We start from the raw sequence: 16080 nt of genomic DNA, 5'->3' as shown, positions 1-16080 counted from the left end.
CCTTTTTAAGGTTAATTGCTAAATTGTTGATTCAAAGGTTGACTATCTGCAAATAAATACATAAAACTATTTGACTTATTTGTTAAACAAGAAAAAAAATAAGTATAAAATTTATTAAAAATAGGTTGAATGGTTAGAGTAAAAGTATTAACATACAATAGAACTATTATGAGTATGAATTAATGAATAGAGTGAGCTATAATATAATAATAAAGATTAAATAAGTATAAAAGTAGTAATTAAACTATTTGAAGGGGTATAATATAAGGGAAGAATCTGGGTACTTCAGTAAATTTTTTATAAAGTGTTGATAGTTAGACTTTTAAGGTAAAATTATTATGTTGTTATATGGTTAATTTTTAGCCAATCACTAATGTAAAAACTTAAACTTTATAGTAATCTAAAAATTACATGTAACAACAAAACTCGTAATTGGTTGATGCAGTTATTTTCATCACCTGTTAAATTATTTAGACGTCGCTTTATGTGTTTTTTTTGTTTACAGATCAAACAGTAAATTAAGAATTAACCAAACTATTAGGGTTACCACCAATGTTGGAAGAGAAAATCTGATCACTAGAATTTATCAATTGGAAAAAATATAGATGTTCTGGAGAATGACGCTCACAAATGACATGTAAGCAGTTACTTTATTTAAATGATCTAGTTGTATATCTTTTGTAATTTAACTCAACCTTGAGGCTGTGATGGGCCTTAAATCGATCTTTATTTGTTTATTTCGCAATGGATAAATAATTTTATGAACTAAACAACCAATTCGGTGTTTAGTTTCTCTAAATTTGACTGAAATATAAGCAGCAGACGAATTAAATCTTTTGCCTATTGTTATCTACACGCTTTCGTAGTAAACTTGGTTTTACATAGTCGGTGTACAAAAACTAGTTGCAGCAATAATGAATCAGTATTCAGTAGTTTGATAATAGGATAGCTAGTGGCAATACAGGGTAATTACCTTTACACATGTTGCCACTACTCATAATGAAATCAAAAAGATGGCAATGAATTATGGTACATATTAATTATTATCATCTTCATGATTTGTATTGCCAGTGGTGGCAAACCTGTATAGTGGCAAATTCAAAAACCGGTATTCATTATTGCCACTATCAGTATTGTGGTAAAAGAGGTGGCAGTGGTCAAATAGCTACACTTTGCCACCTTTCATAATGATCTAACTAAGTAAGGTTATTCTCCTGTTCACTTGAATCCAACCGTAATATAAGTACCTACTAACTGAACTTTTGAGCCAGTGCCTTTTCCGACTGTTCCAGAGTACTTTTTGATGAGACGACTGTATAAATCAGTTGCTGATTGGTTCATCAATACAACAGAACCGTTGGTTGGATAGGTGAACCCGCCATTTATCATACTGACATTAAAATTATAGTTAGAGTTACGGTCAACTGGCAACAGGATAGATAAATATGATACAGCCATGTCTAGGTTGGTCAATGTTTCCGGTAATCGATCCATACGAAATCGTTTCGAAAAACTAACACTAATCAGGGCAGTTTGCCGAATAAGGCCAATATCGGTATCAGAGTAACTAGACGTGGTGATCAACTCATTCGCTTTTCCGATTCTCAGCTTACCCATTTTGTTAGTCAAATTTATGGCATTGGCTAGTTTAATGTTAGTATCGCTAAATGACAGGTTGACTTCATCATTTGTCATACTGTAAATGAATCATAATTCTGACAGTAGTATCATGTTATCACCCTTAAAAGTAGCTAAATACATAGATGACTATTGGTTGTCAGGTTAGTTCAAGATAGACGTCAAACAACTACCGTTTAATTATTTTAAGGAATGAAAGTTGAAAATATGTATACTAGCTTATTCATTTGTGATAAGTTACATTACAACTACATTAAATACTAGACGCTAAATTCTATCGTACTGACAATGAGACTTTTGTAATATAATGGTTTTATACTCAAGATATGTTGGGTGCTAATATGCTCGTTTATTGCATCCTCAACATCTGTATGATAAGATACACTTAGCCGACAAGCATATGTTACTTGCTATTTTGTACGTCGTTTGACAGCCTAAACTTCTCCACAGTTAGATTGACGGTCTATACTCTCGTTTCTAGGTGATCGAGAGAACACCTAAAATAATCACGTAATTAAAAAAAGAAGCCACATGCCCCGAACAAATAAGAAGCATTTTATAATTTTCAACAACTGCGGAGTTATTAGTGCCACCACGCCTAAAGATTGGGCAAGAGCAAATCAGCAAGTTTTTCCAGATTATACTTTCGAAGATGCGAATACTACTCCCATTGTAAATGTGATTGAAAATTATTTAGTAAACACGCTCAATTATAGACGGGTTGAAAATGATGAAATAATCATTCATTATGCATATAAGGAAATATAGATCACTTTACGTAGAATGACCTTTAGATGAGAGGTTACGGGACGCACAAGGATGATTTGCTACTTAACAAGAAAAATATAAAGCTATAAAGCGTCTCTGTTTAAACCATTAATTTGTTTGCCTCAGTCTTTTCAGTAGGTTTGTCAAACTAACTATTTCGTAATTAGAAGATAAACTACCTGCAATAGTTTAGAAATGAGTAAGTAAAACATTTGCTGTTGGGCGGGATCTTTGTAACATGATGAACGGCCTTATTAGCTAGATCAGACTTTTATTTCCATGTTCCCTGCGACACAGGGCACGTCTATATAGTTTATAAAAATGAGATTTGAGTATACTAGTGATACCACTGTTGACGATATTATCGAACACATTTTGATGCGACTCAACACCGATTTTAAAGGTAGCTGTTTGCAAGTGCCAGATTTTTGCCATACGAGCAATTACGACTATGATACCCATATGGAGTTAAAGGTTCGTAGCAAAATGTATGAACATGGTGTAGCCAAGAGGTGCCAAGGAGTTGGCCAGCCAGAAACAGCCATTAATATAATGGCAAAAGGTATTGATGTTTTCGATAATGGTGGCTGGCAGAAGTACCTCGCTGATTACGAAGCTCAGGACATGGTAAGACGTGAACGGGAAAATCAGCCTCCTATTTACGTAAGTGGAAATGCAATTATAGGCAATAACAATTTGGGAATTACTCAAGGACGTGATTTCCGTGCCTCATCGATCACAAATACAGCTTTGTACCAAACTATGACTATATCTGAACACATAGATCAAATACTACACGATGCCGAAGAGGGATATGTCGCGCATCCTACCAGAGGTTCATCGAATGAGTATGAAAAAGCATTTGACAAATTAGTTCGACACGGTCTTGTTAAGCCCATCAGCAAAGATTCATATGAGTTGACACTTGAGGGTGAAAAAGCAATTGAATTTGGAGGTTTTGAAAATTGGAAGAAACACAAAGAGGAGAAAGAATCGCATCGTCACAATAACATTCACGTTAGTGGCGGTAATACTATAATTGGTAGTCATAACTCAGGTGTGATTCAGGCGCAAGAAGGAGCCTTGATTAACACAGGCAACGAAGTGCGTATTGAGGTTAAGAAAGAAGATTTTGAAAGTTTGGCCAAGAAACTCAGAGAAAATCAAGTCTCCCAACAGGATATAGATGAGTTGAAAACCATTTTAAAGTCTGATGGCCTAAACAAAGAAAAAGGAACTTTTGGCGCTGAAACGAATGGGTGGATAACTAAAATGATTGCAAAGAGTCTTGATGGCACATGGCAAATTGGCATCGGTGCAGCGGGTGGACTGTTAGTTGAAGCTATAAGAACTTTCTATGGGTGGTAGTAACGCTTTGTACTTTGTATTTCTCCACTGACAAGATTCTCCTCCCGAAATAGAGTCTACAGCCTAACCAGCAAAGGATATAAAGCTAAACGCTATTTGTATAGTTTTGAGTTGCTTTCTCATCCATCAGTTCCTGTAAGTATTGGGTGAACTGGCCAAAGGGGAAGTTCAAGGCAGGTTCTGGCGACAGTTTATCCATCTCAACAGGCAAATATTTTAGCTAATTATTAAAGTTCCGGTTGACAGGGTGAACGCCTAAAATTTTAAAAACTGTTCACAACACATTTTTATGCAAAATTTTTTTCATTCTTTCATTTGCACATAACTCACCATGCACTACTAAACCAAGCAAAGTTGTCAGCGAGACAGGCATTTCTAACCTTGAGCATGAAGATGTTGAAATAAATAATGCAATCAGTAAAAGCAGAGCAACCTTCGACAGGTTTTTGGTTGATGGTGTAAATCCAGTTCTTTGCTATACATGAGTTAGATTCTTGTCGACAAGTGATACGGTCAAACAGGCTAGCTTTTTGACTAATTAGGCGAGTCTCCGCTGACACGAGAAACGTCTAATTATTTAGAATTGAATTTGTAGTATGGTATCTAGTTGCAGACTAAACACATGACAACTAAGATTAGGAATACTACAATGTAGATGCGTATTTTCTATTGAAATACTATAATCAGCTGTAATTAAATTTAATCAACAGGCAATGTATATGGAGGAAATTCATCTCAATTCATTCGACGATTTTAATGAAAAGTTCAATCAATTTGAACCCGATACGCGATATTTCTTTAGAGGTGTAAAAAAGGAATCATACAAATTAATTCCTACAATTGGTAGAATAGATATAAGCCTTGGTAGCTATTTCAATGAGAAAACAATTTTTAAAATTTTTAAAAATCAAGCTTTACCATTTCTTTCACATAGGCCGGTAAATGATTGGGAATGGTTAGCCATAGCCCAGCACCATGGCTTGCCAACTAGACTGTTGGATTGGACATCCAATCCTCTTATAGCGCTCTACTTTGCTACAGAAAGTGATTTAGACGATATTCAAACAGATAATTTTTCAGTTTATATTCTAATAAAAAAAGAAGGAATCATTTATGATATTCCCGACCACAGTCCATTTGACACTAATGAAGTAAAGCTACTTTCTATTCCACATGTCACAAGTCGTATAAAAAACCAATTTGGATATTTTACAATTCAAGAAGACCCTAAAATTGAATTGAATGAACTGCTCAATCCAAACAGAATAAGAAAAGTTATTTTTCCTAATCAACTGAAAAAAGATTTTAGACGAAAATTGAATACATATGGAATAAACGCAAGTAGTATTTTTCCAGATGTTGATGGTATCGCGAAACATCTTCGTAATACAATTATTGACGATTTTTAATGTATCGTTACATAAATATTGCCAATAGTGTGGTAATGTACAGCTTTTAGTTATTAAAATCAGGATAACTTTGAAGAGGAAGTGTAGTTATAAAATAGCATTTAAAAAGTAAACTAGTAATGTAATAAAGAATTTTATGTTCTGTTTTACTAAGGTAATTATATACTTGACGACCCCAATACACAAATAGACGGGAAAATAATATGATAAGTGATTGAAATAAGTGAACAACTATTTTGATAATCAGATACTTAATCGCTATTATATTGTCATAATTGAACGACAATATGGCACCTGCTTCTACACCTAAATTCAAGTCACTAGTCCAACTGAACGACTACTTTTCTGACGAATACACCTATAAGCAACACCTTACTCAACTTCGCTGGAAAGGGACGCCCGTTTGTCCCCGGTGTGGTTGCCAGAAGTCGTATCAATTCAAGTCGGGAGACTATAAATGTGCTGGCTGCTGTAAAAAATTCAGCGTTCGACTAGGCACCATTTTTGAAGATAGCCCTATCGCTTTACATAAGTGGTTCATTGCCGTGTATCTGCCGACTTCACACAAAAAAGGTGTTTCATCCTGCCAACTAGCTAAAGACTTAGGCGTGACGCAAAAAACGGCTTGGTTCATGCTTCACCGTATCCGCTACGCTGTTCAGCAGAAATCATTCAACAAGCCTGTTGACGAAGTAGAAGCGGTTAAGTTGTCGGGTACGATAGAAGCCGATGAAACGTATGTAGGTGATAAGGAAAAGAATAAACACGCTGACAGGGTCAGAAAGGAACGAAAGGGCGTAGCACGAAAACAAAAGCCCCTATTTTCGACATGAAAGAGCGTAACGGTCGCGTTGTTGCTATGGTCGTCACTTCTACCGACTCCCGCACTCTTCAGCCCATCATTCGTAAACATGTCAAAATCGTGTCAAACCTGATGACGGATGAATTTAGGACTTATATTGACGCAAATTTGTTGTATAACCATCAAGTGGTGAAACACCTTGAAGGTGAGTATGTTAGTTGAAACTCTCAGACCAACGGCATAGAAAACTTTTGGAGTCACTTCGAATGAGGAATTTTCGGTATATACCACCACGTTTCAGTAAAGGACTTACAGAACTACGTCTGAGAATACGGATTCCGGTATAATTTTCGTGAGATGAAAGAAGGAGAACGGGTTGACTATATGCTTTCTAACGTCATTGGACGTTTAATGTATAAAGACCTTATCCACTGACCATATGGACTTCTATTTTGCTAAATTAAACTATAACAAGACATTATTTTACACCGGAAAAGAAGCAGATCTAATTGACGTTGTTGTTAAAGCCTTAAATAATAGTGGAACTATTCACTTTAGGTCAAGTCCGTTTACATTTGCTGACGTTGAAATAATTGAACACAAAGGCGTTCAAATGATTATTGGAAAATTAGTTAAGTATCGAGATGAAGAAGATACAACAATGGACGTTCCAAATCAAAAGACCAAAAGCCAGACCGTTTTAGATAAAGTATTTGCGCAATCAAATTTCATTATTGAGTTTAAGGAAAATATTCTACTTTATAATGAAAATAAAAACATTGCGAAGGCTTCATTTATTGATAGATTCAATCAATTGATTACCAAGGGGCTTATTAATTATAATTTAGCCTATGAATGTGAAGCAATACCCATACATGACAATTACAGTTTTTACGAAAGTTTACAGAAGTTAAAGACCGTATTTTATTTGGAGTTGACTATCCACCCGACAAACCCTTATCCGATTGACCTTATTCAAGATATTGACAAAAAGCTAAACACCCAAAATGTAAGTCAGAAGAAAACGAAGTACAAAGCAAAGAAGGGTGGTCTTAATATTAATGATGAGGAAATTAAGAATAATAGCATTTATACAGACGTTGGATATGGCATAGGCAAAGCGATGGGCGAAACAAAAAGTGGTAAGCAAATAACTATAAGCTCTACAAAATCAGAAAGGCAAAAAAAAGCGAATATAGATGAATTTAACAGCATGAGGCCTTTTGAAATAATTGACCAAATTAATAAGTTGATTGATGAGAAGAATTGAATCATACATATTAAGTTACGATACTATTTTGGGGCTTATTGCCTTAATATTAGGTGTTCTATTTGTGCCAGATAAAATCGAAAACTCAGTATGTGTTGCAATTTATGGAACTGCAATAGCTGTTTTATCCATCATTTTTTCGATTTTCTTTGCTAGTCTTGCAGTGATTTTAGCCTTTCCAGACAACGAGTTTATTGTTTTCATCGAAAAAGGGAATAAGTTGTTTTCTCGGATGCTAGCTTACTTCAAAGCAACATTATTCATCCTATTTATTTCCCTTATCTTCAATATAGTAATCTATATTCATGCATCATTAAATGGAAGCAATACAGAACACAATAGACCTATTTTTCTTACTTTTCTGTTTGTTTTTACGTACAGTCTTATTGCTACCATCACTGCCGTAATAGTTACGCTTAAGTTAACGCAAAGCAGATCAGACTACCTTGCCAAAAAGATAGAACTTGAAGCACAGCGGGAATTAGAAGTTGATTTATACGAAGAAGAAAATGAAGAAACAGAATAATAAGCCTAATGGCGACGAACCGCTATAGTTAGACATGAGGTTTGATGAAGCACTTGAGATTCTACCAAATACCCCACCGCCTGACGATCAGGGCGAAGAAGATATGCACAAACAGGACTGGAACGACGAGGATAAACAATGAAAGCCCCTATTTATACAAGGGCTTTTCCGTAACCTTATCAATATTGGGGGTCGTCAAATATATAATTGCCTTTAAAAAAGATAAAAATAAATGGAAGAAGTAATAGATGAACTCAAACTCTTATTTGATGAAGCCAAGCAAAGAAGTGAATTTGAATTGGTTTTAACGTTAATCAATTATAGAGGGATGGGTACACATAAACTGACCACGAATCTTCACGAATGGTTTGAAGCTTTAGACTTTTATAAAAGACTTTATATTTCGCATACTGACAAAGAGAAAACAAGAATGGGGGCTTTACTTTATTCTACTTTTTTTGAGAATAGCGATTTCTACAATATTATTGGTAGTCTTTGTAAAGTAAAAATGGGTTACAGAGGCTCATCATATCTTTTTTGGAAAACAAAAAAATATGAAAGGGTTTTAGGTATTGGGGAAAAACAAGAATTTTTATTAGAACTTTTATTTGATGCGAATAAACACAATATTGTAAAATTTTTTAAGGAAAACTACTTCAAAGAAATACGAAACACATTCTTTCATTCAGCTTATTCTTTAGGTAATGATAATTATATACTACACGAAACTGAACCAATTTATATTGGTGGCATAGGCCAATCTTCGTTTGAAATAAACGGCTTTTTTTATCCGAAAATAAACAATGTGATATCTTTCTTTGAATCGTTTAGAGACCTTTATCTAAATGCATTTGCAAGCTATAAGGAGAACAAAGTGGTCTTTGGCTTTTTCCCAAATCCAAGTAATATAACTATTTTAGGGTCAAATCAAGGATTGAAAGGTTTCAAAATTGAAAAACATGTTCAATTCTTTGACGAATGGTACGATGCCGGGATATGGTACGATGAAAAATACGATATGTACGTTGGTCATAATATTAGATTTGATATGCCCAATATTGAATCTATAGAAATTAATGACCAAATTAAGAGGTATGAGGATAAAGATGATATTCATCAAAGTGATGCAGAATTTCATAACTTGATTGAAAAAATTTCTGAAAGAAACTATCCTGATGAAATTGCAAAAGCTACTAATTTGTTATTAAAATTTGGTGGTTTACGCCATCAGAAAATGCTTAAAGAAGAAAATTATTTTAAAAGGAAAAGTTTTCCAAAATTCATTTTGCCGTTTTACAGACGTGCAATTGAAATTGGATCTGCATTATTCGACACTACCGAAATAAAAAAAACCATTGAGGAGTTAGAAAAGAATAATTAAATTATACACTAATTAGGCTAGCTCTGTTTATAGGTAGGAAGCTTTTATGGAATTTAAGTAGCCTAACTAAACACGAATAAAGGATATGAATGGTTGTATTTAGAATCGTATTAGACATGGCTATATACTTCTGATATAGCTTAGTTTATTGTACAAGCTTAAAAAATGTGTGCTAGCGTCTACACAACGAGCTAGAAAGGAATTACTTAAAAACAAGAATCTGATAAACGGGAATTTCCAACGCTTCAGCAATCTGTTTTAGAAAGTATACTGATACATTCACCTGTCCATTTTCCACTTTATGTAGTGTCTGTCGATCTTTATCACAGGCATTGGCTAGGTCAGTCTGCGACCAGCCTTTTGCTAGTCGAAGACTAGCGATATTTTGACCCAACAATTTTAAGAAGGTGGCTTTTTCCATTGCCCAATTCAAGTATGAGCAAATTGGGAGATGTTTATTAATCGACTGTCAGTAGATTGGCTGACAAAGACTATATTTGACGAAGAATTTAACTTAATCGCTCCAAGATCTACATTAATTCTATGAAGGAAGCTTTATTCTATTTGGGCAACATCTCAATCATAGGCTACATAGCTACAATGGTAGGTAAACAGCTATATGAATCCCGAAAAATCAACAACTGGCAGCAGTCAGCTCAAGCTGAATTTGAAACGGCCAGACAGGAAATGAATCTGATTCGGCGTGATCATCTTGCCACCATTACACAAGTCTATAGTAATCAGTATGGGAACGATCTAGCTCAACAACTAGAACGCGGTATCTTTTTTGAAGATATGCCCATGATCCTTCTGTTGACCTCAATGGGCCAGCCCGATAAAATACTTGATGGAAATTATAAGGGTGTAATGACCTCTAAGTGGTACTATGGCGAATCCACGAACCGTCTAGGTAATCCTAGCTATGATCTGGAAATCTCGCTGGAAAATTACAGAGTCGTTGGTTGGAAGAATCTAAAATAGACACTTATGCCAACCTGTCAACGATGTGGTATTATTTTGCCAGCAAATCAACGACTTTATCGACGTGAACTCTACAGTGGCACTACTGAGCGGGTAAATTATGGACGACGTGTTTCTTATGGCAACAGTAAACACTACTCCAAAAAGAATGTGTGTGGCCAATGTGTTGATGAACTTGATCACAGAGCAGAATCGCGAAAAAACATAAAAACAGTTAGGTGGCTGATAGCGGCTATCCTACTTGCCATCTACTTTTTACTGAAATAAGCCAACCCTATGACGACAAAGAATTATTATCATCTATTAGGTATCGAGCAAGACGCTACTGCTGAGGAAATAAAACAAGCCTATCGAAAACTATCTGTCAAATTTCATCCCGACAAAAACAATGGAGATTCGTTTTTAATGGATATGTTTAAATCAATAAATGAAGCCAATGAGGTGTTATCAAATCCGTCAAGACGAAAGAAGTATGACAAACAACTGAACGAAGCTATGGTGGCAATGAATAGTGGCAACTATACCCAAAATGCTGGTAACCCTGCTGATATAGCTCAACATTCGACTGGTGATCATGAACAAGTGTATAAACTTTGGAATCTGTATCTGGAAAAAAAGAAGCATGCTGATTTAGCCTACCAAACACTAGCCAGCGTCAACTCCTATAATAAACCACAATATGTAACCATAAAGAAAGTCCTGAGCTGTGCCTTGGTTTTACTTCTGGTATGGGGATTTCTGAAACCAATAGCCAATTCGGAAGTGGCCAATGACAAAGTAAAAAATTATGTCATTGAGAAAACCGCGGCAGTGTACAAGAAGCCAAATAAACTATCCAAACAAATTGATGAGTTAGTTCAGGGTACTGCCATTACAGTAGTGAGCGAAACGAATTATTTCTATAAGGTAGACTACAAAAATAGTAACGGTGTGGTAGGTCAGGGTTACATTTTGAAAGGGCCAATACGAAAAGATGACTAATATATAACTCTTTATTTTTCAATTACTGGCCATCCATGCATTTGATATGATTTACTGCTTCTTGTAACTGCTGATATAAAAACAGTTTCTTTTTACGTGAAGAAGGGTGATAAAAGTTAATGACAGGTACACCTTCCCAATTTCCATAACTGAATATGCCTGTTTCAACCGTATTCATTTTGAGCTGAAAAAGAGATTCTATGTAGTAATCTTGCCGAAGACAGCATATAATTAAAGTAGGTGAAATCATTTCAATCTGTTGATGTAGCAAATTCCTACTTTCTGAGATGTAATGGCAAATGACATTTGAGTCGGCTTTTGAATTGCCACTAGCTTTTTTGACATTTATAAAGGCAATTGATCGGAGAGCTAAATGCTTCTGATCATACCTTAATTGCTCGATACCTTCGGGAAAACCATTCAGAATGCCATAAGCCCACTCACTGATTCTGTGGGAAAACTGTAAGTGTACATGATAATTCCACCATTTACGGTAATCATCTTCGTCAGGATTCTCTATTGGATTACCTAAATGATTGTGTTCTTTGGCAATAAATAAGATTTTTGTTTGCTGACTACTGAAAAAGATTGGATCAATGATGCCATCCCGGATAAATTTGTTTTGGCAATCATGTAGACTTCTTTCTTTGTATAGTTCCTTAAATTTGACAAAAAGAGATTCAGTCTCCATATTAATAATGTTATTCTAAATTAAATCAGATATAAATATAAACCTAATAAGAGTAATTCTATAAGTTTTTATTTAGCATTAAAAATTAAAATCACTCAATATTCATTTCTGCTCTCCAACAGATAACAATAAATGAAAGGGGAGCAAAAGAAAGACGTTAAAAAATTATTCTTACTGGCTATATCTCAAATGTAGGCAAATTGGTGTTTCCTGCAAAAAACCGTTTCAGAGCCAGAAATTGACTTGGATGCTACAGTTTTTAAGATCGGTATACCAGAAGGCAAACAAGAAGTATAATCTATTCACTTTATTCTTTTCATAGACAAGTTATATTATTAATCATCAGCCATATCAATGAATAGATGATACAGCGAATTTAGGTTTTCATTTATTTTATACATTGTTTTTCCAACTTTAATATAGCTTCCGTATGCATATAAATCAGATACATCATGGAATTCTCCCTCAAGCTTATATTTTGTATTGGCGGTTACAACTGCGAATTTATATTTATCCCATAACTCTGAAAATTTATTTGAATCGCAATAAATTACTAGAAAGTTATTTTCGAGTCCATTAAAGTCGTAATAAAACATTTTTTCAACATGTGAATGAATTTTTTTAGTATCTAATTTATCTAAATTTAAACCTTCAAATATACTCAACGGTAACCCAGTACTACTTTCGAGTTTAATATCAATTTCACCCTGAGACTTTTTTGAGGGTGAACTACCTAGCCTTGTCTGGTCTTTTGCATTAATGCCTCTATTATTCAAAGCGTTTGCAATAATACCATTTCTACTATCTTCTTTGTTGTCATATAACTTTCGTTGATTTTGCAATTGTGCACATACAACAAGTAAATTTTCTAATGTTCTTTCAATAGGGCGGATTTTCGTATACCCTTTTATTAAGGATAAAACTTCAACAGCTTCCGCACTCTTTTGGCAATCAATAGTTAATTTATTTTTTTGTCTAAATAACTTTAATACACTAAATCTGTGAAAATACGGAGAAATATTATTTTTACATAAGTCGCAATTGCAAGGTATCATTTCATTATAATCATTTTCTCTAACAAGTTTTAGTGTTTCAAAAATAATTTCAAATTCTTTTCTAATGATACCGAATAGTGCGTCGCAGTCTTCCCCAGTTACAAATATTTTAATCTTCCTACTAATGGGTTCAGAAATTATTAATGAAACTGAATCATCGAATTTTAATATGACTCCATATTTCCAAAAATAATCTTTTTCAATAGAAAAATGATTCCTACAAATGAATCTAGCCATTAACCCTTCTGGCATGAATTTGAAATCATATTCAAATTTTATTTTTGAATTTTTGATTATAAAGTCACTGTTGTAGTTTGAACTAACTTTTAAAAGTGCTGGAATAATATAGTCATGTGTACCAATTAAATTAAAGCATATTTCAAAATTTTGCAATAAACTAATAATTTCATAATGCTTATCTCTTGGGTACTCATTTAGTTTCCAAAATTTACTTAACTCATTAAATGAAAAACGTCCATAATTGTCCTGTATGGAAATGTTGTCAATTAAATTGTAACAAGCATTTGTTACCCATTCTGGATTTAATATCACCATATTTCTTAGAATGGGATCTTTTTTAAAATGTAATATATCACCTAAATCATGTAAATATTCGCTTAAAATATTTACATTGCTTCTGGGTATATTAGAAGACGTACATATATTAGTGTATTCGTTGAAGCTAATGTAGTTTCGATCTAAATTTCTTAATTTATTTCTAATAATAACCCATGCTTTTGGTAACCTATCACGAATTTGTGGTAATTGCTTGAAAGTATTTATGATTGACGAATAAAGTTCAAAAATTCCACTGCCATTTATGCAACTTACCTTGTGATATCCTATTATATTTTGAAATTGCTTTTTTAAACTTATTTCATCGATAGGTCTAGATCTTTCATCAGATTTGTTCATTACAATTAATACGGGACTTTTTTCGCTTAACACATTTATTGTGTTAAACCAATATTCAAATCCTCTTAATTCTTCTTCTTTGCGGGCATCCCACACAAAAATGTAAATTGACCTTTTTGTTAAAAAAAACTCATGCGTTGAATAGTATATATCTTGTCCGCCAAAATCCCATATATTTAATTTTGCTTCTTTATAATATATTTCCTCATCTTCATCGTATACAAAGTTACTTTCTACTAATTCCTGTAAATAGATTTCCTCGTCATCGTCTTCCAAGTAATCAAATTTATTGTATATGATGTGGTGGATTTCCTCATTGCTAAATGGTATTCTAGTAAACCACTTCTCTATATTAATCCCGTGCGTAGTATTTTCTTCACCCTTAATAATTTCTATTTCTGGATTCATTAACTTCTTCATCAATGATGTTTTTCCCACTTCTCCTTGCCCGACGAATATAAGTTTGGCCTCAAAAATAACATCGGTAGTTTCTGAAAAATGAATTCCTTCGTAATAACTATCTATGTATTCTATTCCCTTTTCAATAATATAGCTAGGAATATTATCTAGTACTGGATTATTTGTTAGAATTACGTCCTCTAACTGTTCAAGATTAAATAGATCTTGTGGAATTTTATCTATTAAATTATTAGAAAGATCTAATTCTCTTATTTGTAAATAATTTGGAAAATCAAAACCGATACCGTTTGTGTACGAGAAAGAATTGAAACTTAGATTTAATCGCTGTAAATTAAATAAACTATTTATAATAGGAGGTAACCTATTGAAATTATTGAAGCTTAAATCCAAATTAGTTAAAAATGTCAACTCCCCTAATTCATCGGGTAAATTAGTTAGATTTAATGACGAAAGATCTAAAAAATTATTTCTATTAATTAATGCAACTTTAATTTTTAGAATTGCCTCATTATAATTACTCATGATTGTTTCATTAAATGTGACTCGTAAACAAGAAATAAACAATACACTTAAAAAGCGGCTAATTGTTTCTTATAAAAGACAATAAGAAAGGCTTCTATCTAAAACAATTGAATTAAGAGCCTAAAATAACTTGTGCGCTTAATCTTTTGCTAAATTGAGACCAAGTTAATCTTCTTGATATAGCTAATATGACTAAAATATTTTAATCTTTTCATAATGTATGCAATTTCTTTAGGTGGGCTTTTATATTTGGTAATATAGGGCTTTATCGCTCTGTAATCTGAATTGCCACTTATATCTATGATATCCTTTCTTCTCTTAGAATGAGTGAAGTGTCTTCTTCCATTTTTCTCCAATATAATCTAATTTCTAATCTGATTGTTGTACCTAACGTTGTACCTGAAACGAAAAAAGCACTTAACATTGCTGCTAAGTGCTTGATTTCTAGTGTGGGAGTTGAGGGATTCGAACCCCCGACCCTCTGCTTGTAAGGCAGATGCTCTGAACCAACTGAGCTAAACTCCCTTTCTTTTTCCGCCCGATTGTCGTCGTTTGGGAGTGCAAATATAGCTGGATTCCGAAGCGTTTTGCAAGTGTTTTGCTGAAAAATTTTAAAGTTTTTTATAATTAGCTGATAAACAGAACGCAACTAATTACTCGAAGTTCAGGTAGAGGGTCACTGTGTGCGTAGTCAACCGATTGATCCCTACTCCGGCGGCATTACTGGTGGGACGGTACAGATTGATAAGACCGTGGGAGAACCGAAGTTCGGGCGCAAATTTAAAAAATTCGAAAAATTGTTCGAAACCAACACCGTATTCAACCGCCAAATCCATCGTGCCCGTACTGAGTCGGCTAGCGCCCTGAAGCTCTTTCCGGCGCACGTTCGTTTCGACACTGAAAGCGCCACCCGCCAATAGATACATTCGGCTGTTGTTCCGCCGTTCGGATTTGTACTTGAGCAGCAGCGGAAAATCCAGCCAGGTCGATTCACGGACCTCCGTTTTTGAGGTTCCTCCGGGATAGTCGTAATGCACTTCCCGGCTAAAGAGTGACACCGATGGGGTTAGCCGCAGATCAAATCGGTCGTCGAGGAAAGCGTTAACAACGAAACCAACCCGAAAGCTTGGCTTGTTCGGCGAGTAGATACGGTAGGCTGAGTCGGCCGTTAGAAAAGCCGGGCTATGGCTTACGCTGAACCGGGTGACGGGAGCCGCAAAGAAAAAACCGTAATGAATGGTCTTATCGTCGTAGCGTTCCAGATGCTTACGAACGTATTTATAACCCTGCGCCTGGGCCTGTAAACCGATTCCGACACACAGAAAAAGGAAAAGAAACAGTCGGATCAATCCA

15 protein-coding genes and 1 tRNA gene are annotated in these 16080 nt (G+C 34.5%); 10 read left to right on the top strand and 6 right to left on the bottom strand.

Features of this window, described 5'->3' with window-relative positions; all coding sequences use genetic code 11:
• Window positions 1–1218: 1218 nt before the first annotated feature.
• Window positions 1219–1695 carry a hypothetical protein gene (locus GK091_RS03630; RefSeq protein ID WP_164035251.1) on the bottom strand — a complete coding sequence of 159 codons (477 nt, stop codon included), beginning with the start codon at window positions 1693–1695 and terminating at the stop codon, window positions 1219–1221.
• Window positions 1696–2169: 474 nt separating this feature from the next.
• Here GK091_RS03630 and GK091_RS03625 point away from each other — a divergent pair, with 474 nt between their 5' ends.
• The 8 genes from GK091_RS03625 (at window position 2170) to GK091_RS03590 (ending at window position 9162) form a co-directional block, all read left to right on the top strand.
• Window positions 2170–2406, top strand: coding sequence for a hypothetical protein (locus GK091_RS03625; RefSeq protein WP_164035250.1), 237 nt, complete (start codon window positions 2170–2172; stop codon window positions 2404–2406).
• Between the two features lie 321 nt (window positions 2407–2727).
• The gene (locus GK091_RS03620; protein ID WP_164035249.1) at window positions 2728–3774 is read left to right on the top strand and encodes a hypothetical protein; all 1047 of its coding nucleotides are present in this window, start codon (window positions 2728–2730) and stop codon (window positions 3772–3774) included.
• A 719-nt stretch (window positions 3775–4493) separates the two neighbouring features.
• Window positions 4494–5183 (top strand): FRG domain-containing protein, encoded by a 690-nt coding sequence (locus GK091_RS03615; RefSeq protein ID WP_164035248.1) that lies wholly within the window; start codon window positions 4494–4496, stop codon window positions 5181–5183.
• Window positions 5184–5470: 287 nt separating this feature from the next.
• A complete protein-coding gene (locus GK091_RS03610) occupies window positions 5471–6016 on the top strand; it encodes an IS1595 family transposase (protein ID WP_164035247.1) in 546 nt (181 codons plus the stop codon).
• Entirely contained in the window at window positions 6013–6207 is a 195-nt protein-coding gene (locus tag GK091_RS30010; RefSeq protein WP_394351857.1) for a transposase, read from the top strand. Before GK091_RS03610 ends, GK091_RS30010 begins: the two co-directional genes overlap by 4 nt.
• 217 nt (window positions 6208–6424) lie before the next feature.
• Window positions 6425–7255, top strand: a complete 831-nt coding sequence (locus GK091_RS03600) for a hypothetical protein (RefSeq protein WP_164035246.1) — start codon at window positions 6425–6427, stop codon at window positions 7253–7255.
• The gene (locus GK091_RS03595; RefSeq protein WP_164035245.1) at window positions 7242–7781 is read left to right on the top strand and encodes a hypothetical protein; all 540 of its coding nucleotides are present in this window, start codon (window positions 7242–7244) and stop codon (window positions 7779–7781) included. Before GK091_RS03600 ends, GK091_RS03595 begins: the two co-directional genes overlap by 14 nt.
• 232 nt (window positions 7782–8013) lie before the next feature.
• Window positions 8014–9162, top strand: coding sequence for a hypothetical protein (locus tag GK091_RS03590; RefSeq protein WP_164035244.1), 1149 nt, complete (start codon window positions 8014–8016; stop codon window positions 9160–9162).
• Between the two features lie 202 nt (window positions 9163–9364).
• Here the strand turns inward: GK091_RS03590 and GK091_RS03585 are convergent, their stop codons facing one another.
• Window positions 9365–9583 carry a helix-turn-helix domain-containing protein gene (locus tag GK091_RS03585; protein ID WP_164035243.1) on the bottom strand — a complete coding sequence of 73 codons (219 nt, stop codon included), beginning with the start codon at window positions 9581–9583 and terminating at the stop codon, window positions 9365–9367.
• A gap of 122 nt (window positions 9584–9705) precedes the next feature.
• Here GK091_RS03585 and GK091_RS03580 point away from each other — a divergent pair, with 122 nt between their 5' ends.
• Together GK091_RS03580 and GK091_RS03575 are read left to right on the top strand one after the other, a co-directional pair.
• Complete coding sequence (locus GK091_RS03580) at window positions 9706–10143, top strand: hypothetical protein (protein WP_164035242.1); 438 nt, start codon at window positions 9706–9708, stop codon at window positions 10141–10143.
• Window positions 10144–10419: 276 nt separating this feature from the next.
• The gene (locus GK091_RS03575) at window positions 10420–11124 is read left to right on the top strand and encodes a J domain-containing protein (protein ID WP_164035241.1); all 705 of its coding nucleotides are present in this window, start codon (window positions 10420–10422) and stop codon (window positions 11122–11124) included.
• A gap of 22 nt (window positions 11125–11146) precedes the next feature.
• On the opposite strand, the gene GK091_RS03570 is transcribed toward GK091_RS03575, so the two are convergent.
• The 4 genes from GK091_RS03570 to porT form a co-directional block, all read right to left on the bottom strand.
• Entirely contained in the window at window positions 11147–11815 is a 669-nt protein-coding gene (locus GK091_RS03570; protein WP_164035240.1) for a hypothetical protein, read from the bottom strand.
• A gap of 335 nt (window positions 11816–12150) precedes the next feature.
• The gene (locus GK091_RS03565) at window positions 12151–14727 is read right to left on the bottom strand and encodes a COR domain-containing protein (protein ID WP_164035239.1); all 2577 of its coding nucleotides are present in this window, start codon (window positions 14725–14727) and stop codon (window positions 12151–12153) included.
• 450 nt (window positions 14728–15177) lie between these two features.
• A tRNA-Val gene (locus tag GK091_RS03560) sits at window positions 15178–15252 on the bottom strand.
• 128 nt (window positions 15253–15380) lie between these two features.
• A complete protein-coding gene (gene porT / locus GK091_RS03555; RefSeq protein WP_246202135.1) occupies window positions 15381–16076 on the bottom strand; it encodes a type IX secretion/gliding motility protein PorT/SprT in 696 nt (231 codons plus the stop codon).
• Between the last annotated feature and the right edge of the window lie 4 nt (window positions 16077–16080).

The sequence above is a fragment of the Spirosoma agri genome (assembly GCF_010747415.1).
GTDB lineage: Bacteria > Bacteroidota > Bacteroidia > Cytophagales > Spirosomataceae > Spirosoma > Spirosoma agri.
This window is presented reverse-complemented; position numbering and strand designations above follow the sequence as displayed.